Here is a 6,000-nt window from a genome sequence, read left to right as displayed (position 1 = left end):
CTCGGACTCGCCCACAACGGCACCACCTGGCAGATCGGGGCTGCCGCCTGACGGCGGCAGCCCCGATCACACCAAGATCTTCATCAGCGTTCTAGCACCCCTCGACGGTGACCTTGGCAAGGACTACCTCGAATTCGGCGAGATCAAGGCCATCGCCACCGGTAACCCCCTCCTGCTCAAGAAGATGCAAGTCGACGAGGAACTCCGCCAGCTCGAATCCGCCTACAGCAGCTGGAAGCGAACCAACAACCACCTGCGCAATGTCGTCGACACCGCCGACGCCACCGTCAGCGCAGCCCAGAAGCGCGCCGAGCTCGTCGGACGCGCCGCCGCCGCCCGCACCGACACCACCGGCACGGCCTTCAGCCTGGAGACGCCCGACGGCACCGTCCACACCAAACGCACCGACGCCGCCAAAGCGCTCCACACCCAGCTCACACTCATCAAGCGCCACTCGCGCGGCGCACGCAACAGCCGTTTCGAGCGCATCGCGACACTCGGTGGTCAGGACATCCAGGCGCGCATCGACAACTTCCATGACCACATCCAGTTCACGATCGAAGGGCTTAGCCATATCGCGCAGGCCACCTTCGCGATCGACGACGCCAGCGCCTTCCTCAGCGAACCCAAACCGCCGCTCGGCCTGATCGCCCGGCTCGAGAACCACATCGAGAAGCTCGACGGCCTCCACTCGATCCACCTCACGGTCGTCGACGAACTCAAACTCGAAGTCGACCGCGCGACCAAGCTCGTCGACCAGCCCTTCGGCAAACACGACAAGCTGATGCGCGCCCGCGCCAACCAGGCACAGATCGACGCGGAGATCGCCGGCCAGGCCACTGGCCAAGCGCTCTACGACGACGACCAGCCCCACACCCCGGCCCAGGGGGCGCAACCGGCGGCCGGCCCCGACTCGGTCCGGGACAGCGCCCGGGAGGTGCGCGACGCGTACTTCGGGTGGTACCACGCCAACGGCTACGGAATTCGCGACGGCAAACGCCTCACCGAGCCCGCCGACACCGACCCTGAGGATGCAGCGTTCCGCCTGCTGCTGGGCGTGGGCAACGAATGGGCCGCCGAGAACCAGCGGCACCTGGAAGACGCGCGCGCCGGCGGACACCCCGACTTCCGCGCCGTGGCTCAGACCCAGGCCCTCGTCGACGCGGCGACGGCCTACCTCGACATCCTCCAGACGCTACCCAACGACGAGAACAGAGACTCGGACAATCTTGTTCGCGAGCTGGTCTACGCGGCACGCGACCATCTTGCCGCGTCACCTACCCCCCACAGCGCCGCCGGGGCACCCCAGCCCTCCGCACCTGGCCCCAGGGCACCCCGCTTCCCCCGCGGCAGGCCCCTCCCAGGCCAAGAGGCTGCCCAGCCGTACGCCGACCGGGCGGAGTACTGGGCCGCAGAGCAGGCCATGCTGGACACCTACCAGGCCTGGACAGATGAACACGGTAGCCATCTCGCCGACGGTAGCCCGCAGGAGCAGGCACTCGCGCAGGCCGGGCAGCGGGCCATCACCGCGATCACCCACGCCCGGCGCGCCCGACTGCTCCACCTCCCCGGCCAACTCGACGTGCAGATTATCCGTGACCTGACCGACGCCGCCCGCCGTGTCGGTGAACAGTGGGACCGCGAAGCGCGGGCAAGACGTAGCGTCTCTGCCACCTGGGACATGATGAAGTCCGCGCGCGAGCACGCCGACCGCTATCTCGCGACCATCGACAACCCCCAGGTAGAGGCCTTCCAAGCCTGGAAGAACACCACCGAGCCGATCAGTGCTCCCGCGCAGGACGTGCCCGACAACCCTGACCTGTCAGGGTCCACCCACTACACCGTCACCGGAGGCGACGGCGTCCGGGGTCTGCCAGCCGACGGCACCGACCTGCAGACCACCCTCCAGCAACTGATCAGCGAAGGTGCCGTCCTGATGAAGCGCCCGCACGGGCTGACCCTGACATGGTCCGACGGCACCCGCTACGACATCGCGCCGGCATCACCCACCCCCGCTCCGGCCGCCCACGACCACGCCGCCGTTCCGGCGCCCGACCGTGCGTCCGAAGCCGACGACGTGATCGCGTCCCCTCCGGCTTTGGAGGACGCGGTCGGATCCTCGCTGCCACGGGTCAGGAACCTCGCCATACTCCTCGGGCACTACGGCGATGCCGGCGAAGCCGTGGCAGGGCGCGAACTGGTCCGCGCGAGGGCCGAAGAGCTCCGCACCGCCATCTCCCTGGCCGCGACCGGCACCCTTCAGCCCGCGGACCCCGAGGCGCTGGCCGCCACAGCCTCGGCGATCGACGCGGCGGCCAGCAGCGACCCGTACACGCCCGTCAACGTCTTCGCCGCCTACGACGCCCTTGCCGAGACCGCCGAGCGGCTCGCCGAGTTCGAGATCGCGGGCGTCTCAGAGCTGGCCCAGCTGCTGGCTGACCGCACTCACCGTCACCTCGCCCGCCTGCACGCCACCCGCGACCTGTACGAGCTGCTCCTGGACGCGGCCAACCTCGACCCTGAGTCCTTCGCCGTCCAGGCACGCAACGACCCGCTGAAGGAGAGGCCAAACCCATACGGTGACAGCGGACACTACTTCTACGCCCGCTCGATCGTCTTCGAGACGTACGACCGCTGGTCCGACGCCCACACCCCGGCCGGTAGCCCTGCCGCCCAGCGGCTGCGCACCGTGATGTGGGACCTGCGGCAGACCCCGGACACCCTTCTCGGCCGGGCGATCCCCGAGTGGCTAGAGGTGGCGGGCCTCGCCCTCGAAGCGGCTGTGGACGCCGAAAAGCCGGCCAGCCGCGAGATCCTGCGCAACGTCGCAAGACAGGCCTACCAGCATCAGCGCAGTCTCGCCGCCCCCCAGGTCGCCGCAGCCAACGTCGCCCCTTTCGGCCCGGAGCAGCCCTTCGAGCAGGGGACGCGCGATCTGACGGCCTCACTGGAAGCGTGGGTGAGCACGGCGACCGCGAAGCGCCTCGCCCACGGCGGAGTCGATCCCGCCGCCGGCGGTCCCACGTCCGCAAAGGCCCATGAAGGCCTGCGGGAAGCCGCCCACCATGCGCTCTGGGCGACCGCCGCCGACGGCACCCTCGACGATCTGGTCCGCCAAGCTGCCAACCTCGCCCACGCCTCCTACGCGATGGCCCTGAGCCTGCCGGAAGCGGCCTACCGCGACCGCGACGACCGTAAGGTCCTCGCGCACCTAATCCGGTCCGCCTACAGCTACGCGGCCGCTACCCGCGCCTCCCAGCAGGAGCCCGCCGCAACCGCGCAGATCCTGGCAGCCCTCACCGCCCGGGACAGCGTTCCGGCCTCCATCCCCGGCAGGCTCGCCACCGCCGACGCAGGGCCGCAGACCCTCGACACCCCCACCCCTGTACCGGCCTCGCCTGCCATCGAGATCGAGCACCACTACCTCACGAGCACGGTGCGAGGCGTCACCGACAGCGAGGGCGACGCCGCGGTCCGCACCGCCCTGGAACGCCAGGGCTTCAAGCCCACACCGACACCTGGCGCCTGGGCACTGCCGCCCCGCACGAACTTCAGCACCCGGGACAACCGAGTCCGCACCGCCACCTTCGCCCTCCAGAACCTCCAGCGCACCGTCCGGACCATCACCGACCCGCCCGCACTGCCCCAAGACGGCGACATCACCATCCCAGACGGGCAGCCCTACACCTCCAAGCAGGAAGCCACCCACGACTTCGACGAGATGTTCAGCGGCCTGTGGCGCCTGAAGGAGACACCCGCCGGCAGAAAGCTACTCACCACCGGCCTCGGGGCCAGACCGGACGGCGAAGCCGTCTGGAAGGCCGTCGAAGACCTGCGCCAAGGGCCGGTCGGCAGCAGCCTGGACCCCTTCGTCCACCCCGCTCGGGATGTCGCCGAGCGCTGCCGCCGCCTCGCTACCGCAGCCATCCAGCTGTCCCGCAACCTCGAGCGTGAGCACTACCGCGCACCCGTCGCACTACCCCACCTGCGCACCCTCACCCAGTACGCCACGCTCCTGGCCTCCCGCACCACCGCGACCGCCGAACGTGACGGCGCCCGGGAGCTCACCTTCACGGACATCGTGGCGCAGACCGGCCAGGAGCAGGCAACCACCGATCAGGCCGAGGCGGAGCCCGCCCAGTTCACCAGCGCTCCCGCCATCTCGAGCGATCCGCTCATCGCCGGACCGTACAGCGCCGAAGGCCTCCAGCAGGCCGCCGCCCGACTGACCGCACTCCACCAGCAGCTCGCCGAGGCCCTTCCCCGGCACGTCCGCACCTCGTCCGAAGGCGACGGCGCCGCAACCCAGTTCCACGCCACCTGGCAGGAAGCACACCGGGAGGCGACCGCCGACGAGCCGAACCACCCCGCCGTCATGGACGCCTACCTGCGCGCCCTCGCATCGACCAACCGGCTCGCCCAGCAACTCGCTGCGGCGCCGGCAGGCGACGACGCAGCGAGCGCGCTGGCCCAGCAGCTCCATAGTGAGGCCAAGAACCACATCGTCAGGCTCACCCTGACCATCCGCCAGGAGCAGGAGGAGCAGCGGCGCCGCGAAGACCGCCGTGCCCGCGACCGGGCCACATCCCAGCCCGGCAGCACGACCGACCTCCCGGCGCCGAATTTCGTCGACAGCGGCCGAGTAGGACTGGGTGAGGGGAGCGTCAGAGAGTCCGACGGCTCCCGCCGGCGAGCATCCGGGGACCTCACCCGGATGACCATGGTCACGGCCCTGCGGGCCGCAGAGGTTCAGGTCGAGGCCGTCAACCGCCCCAACAACACCACCAGCTACCGGGTCGACGGCGAGGAGATGTCCCTGGCGCAGGCCGGCGCCATCTTCCTCAACACCGCCGAACCCGTCCCCGGCCGACCCGGCTTCGTCACGGCTCCCTACAGCGGCGACCAGCACTCCGTCCGGGACGTTCTCTCCCTCCCCGACTACACCCCGCTCGCGCAACTGGTGTTCAGCCCGTACCTGCGGCAAGGATGGCAGGTCAAGATCGATGACGAACAGGTCGGCGACGTCCACACCGACATTGACCGGGCTGCGCAGGAAGCCGTCGACCAGGTCAGGCAGCGCACGGCCACCCCCGCCGTCGAGGACGTGCCGGGAGCTGCGTTCCTGCCGGACCGGTGGTACACCTACGCCAGCGTCGACGGCACTGTGAACGACGAGTCAGGCCGCATCCTCGGCGAGCTCGTCGCGACCACCCCGGGAGTCCAGGCCACCCGAACCCCCGAGGGGCATGTCATCACGTCCGGGCCCGCCGGCGAGGTGACGAGCACACTCCTGCCCGACGAGTTGCCGGCGGCGGTCGCCGGACTAGAGGACGACGTCCGGAGCATGCTCGAGGAGGCGGTTCGGCACTTCAACGGATCCGCCGGAGACCTCGCGGGCCGGCTGGACGCCTGGCTCACCGAACGCGCCGGAACCGGGCCACTTGCCGCTGCCATGACGTCGCCGGAAGACCTCCTGGCCTTCCGCCTGGCGATGCGCCACTACTTTCACGACGTCATGGCGAAGATCAACGCCTCCGCCGCACAGCCTGCCCCGGAGCAGTCGGCCGCACCGGCCAACCTGGCGACCGCCGCCGCGGTGCCGGTACAGAGCGCCGACGCCGACGCCGACGCCGGCGCCGGACCACCGGGCGCTGTCGACGAGCCATCGCCGCAACCCGCCCCGGACCAGCCGCTCGGCGAACCTGCGCCGGCCAGGGCCGAAGTCATCATCGCCACCGCGCTCGCCAACGGCTGGGCCGCCGAGGGCCGCTGGAACCGCGAAGGCTACTCCGACAGCTACGACGTCACACTGAACGCCCACACCGCCACGGGATGGCGCCACTACAGCCTCACCTGGGAGCTGACGAAGGGCAACTACACCTACAACTCCGAACACTCCGTCGCCGCCCGTCTCAGCGGGAAGTCGGCCAAGGAGGGCTTCCGGCCCAACCTCGCCACCGTGGAGCAGGACGTCCGTCGGCCCGCCGTACCCGCACCCGC

The 6,000-nt window shown here is 70.3% G+C and carries 1 protein-coding gene (running past one end of the window); it reads left to right on the top strand.

Annotated features, from left to right (window positions below):
* Positions 1-184 precede the first annotated feature (184 nt).
* Positions 185-6,000, top strand: the start of a protein-coding gene (locus ACFXHB_RS32410; protein WP_380578330.1) for a DUF6349 family protein. The gene runs 22,384 nt beyond the window's last position; the window shows 5,816 of its 28,200 coding nt (coding positions 1-5,816); the start codon lies at positions 185-187; its stop codon lies beyond the right edge, outside the window.

The sequence above is a fragment of the Kitasatospora sp. NPDC059327 genome (assembly GCF_042752535.1).
Lineage (GTDB): Bacteria > Actinomycetota > Actinomycetes > Streptomycetales > Streptomycetaceae > Kitasatospora.
Note: the sequence above shows the minus strand (reverse complement) of the source record. Positions and strands in the feature narration are given on the sequence as shown.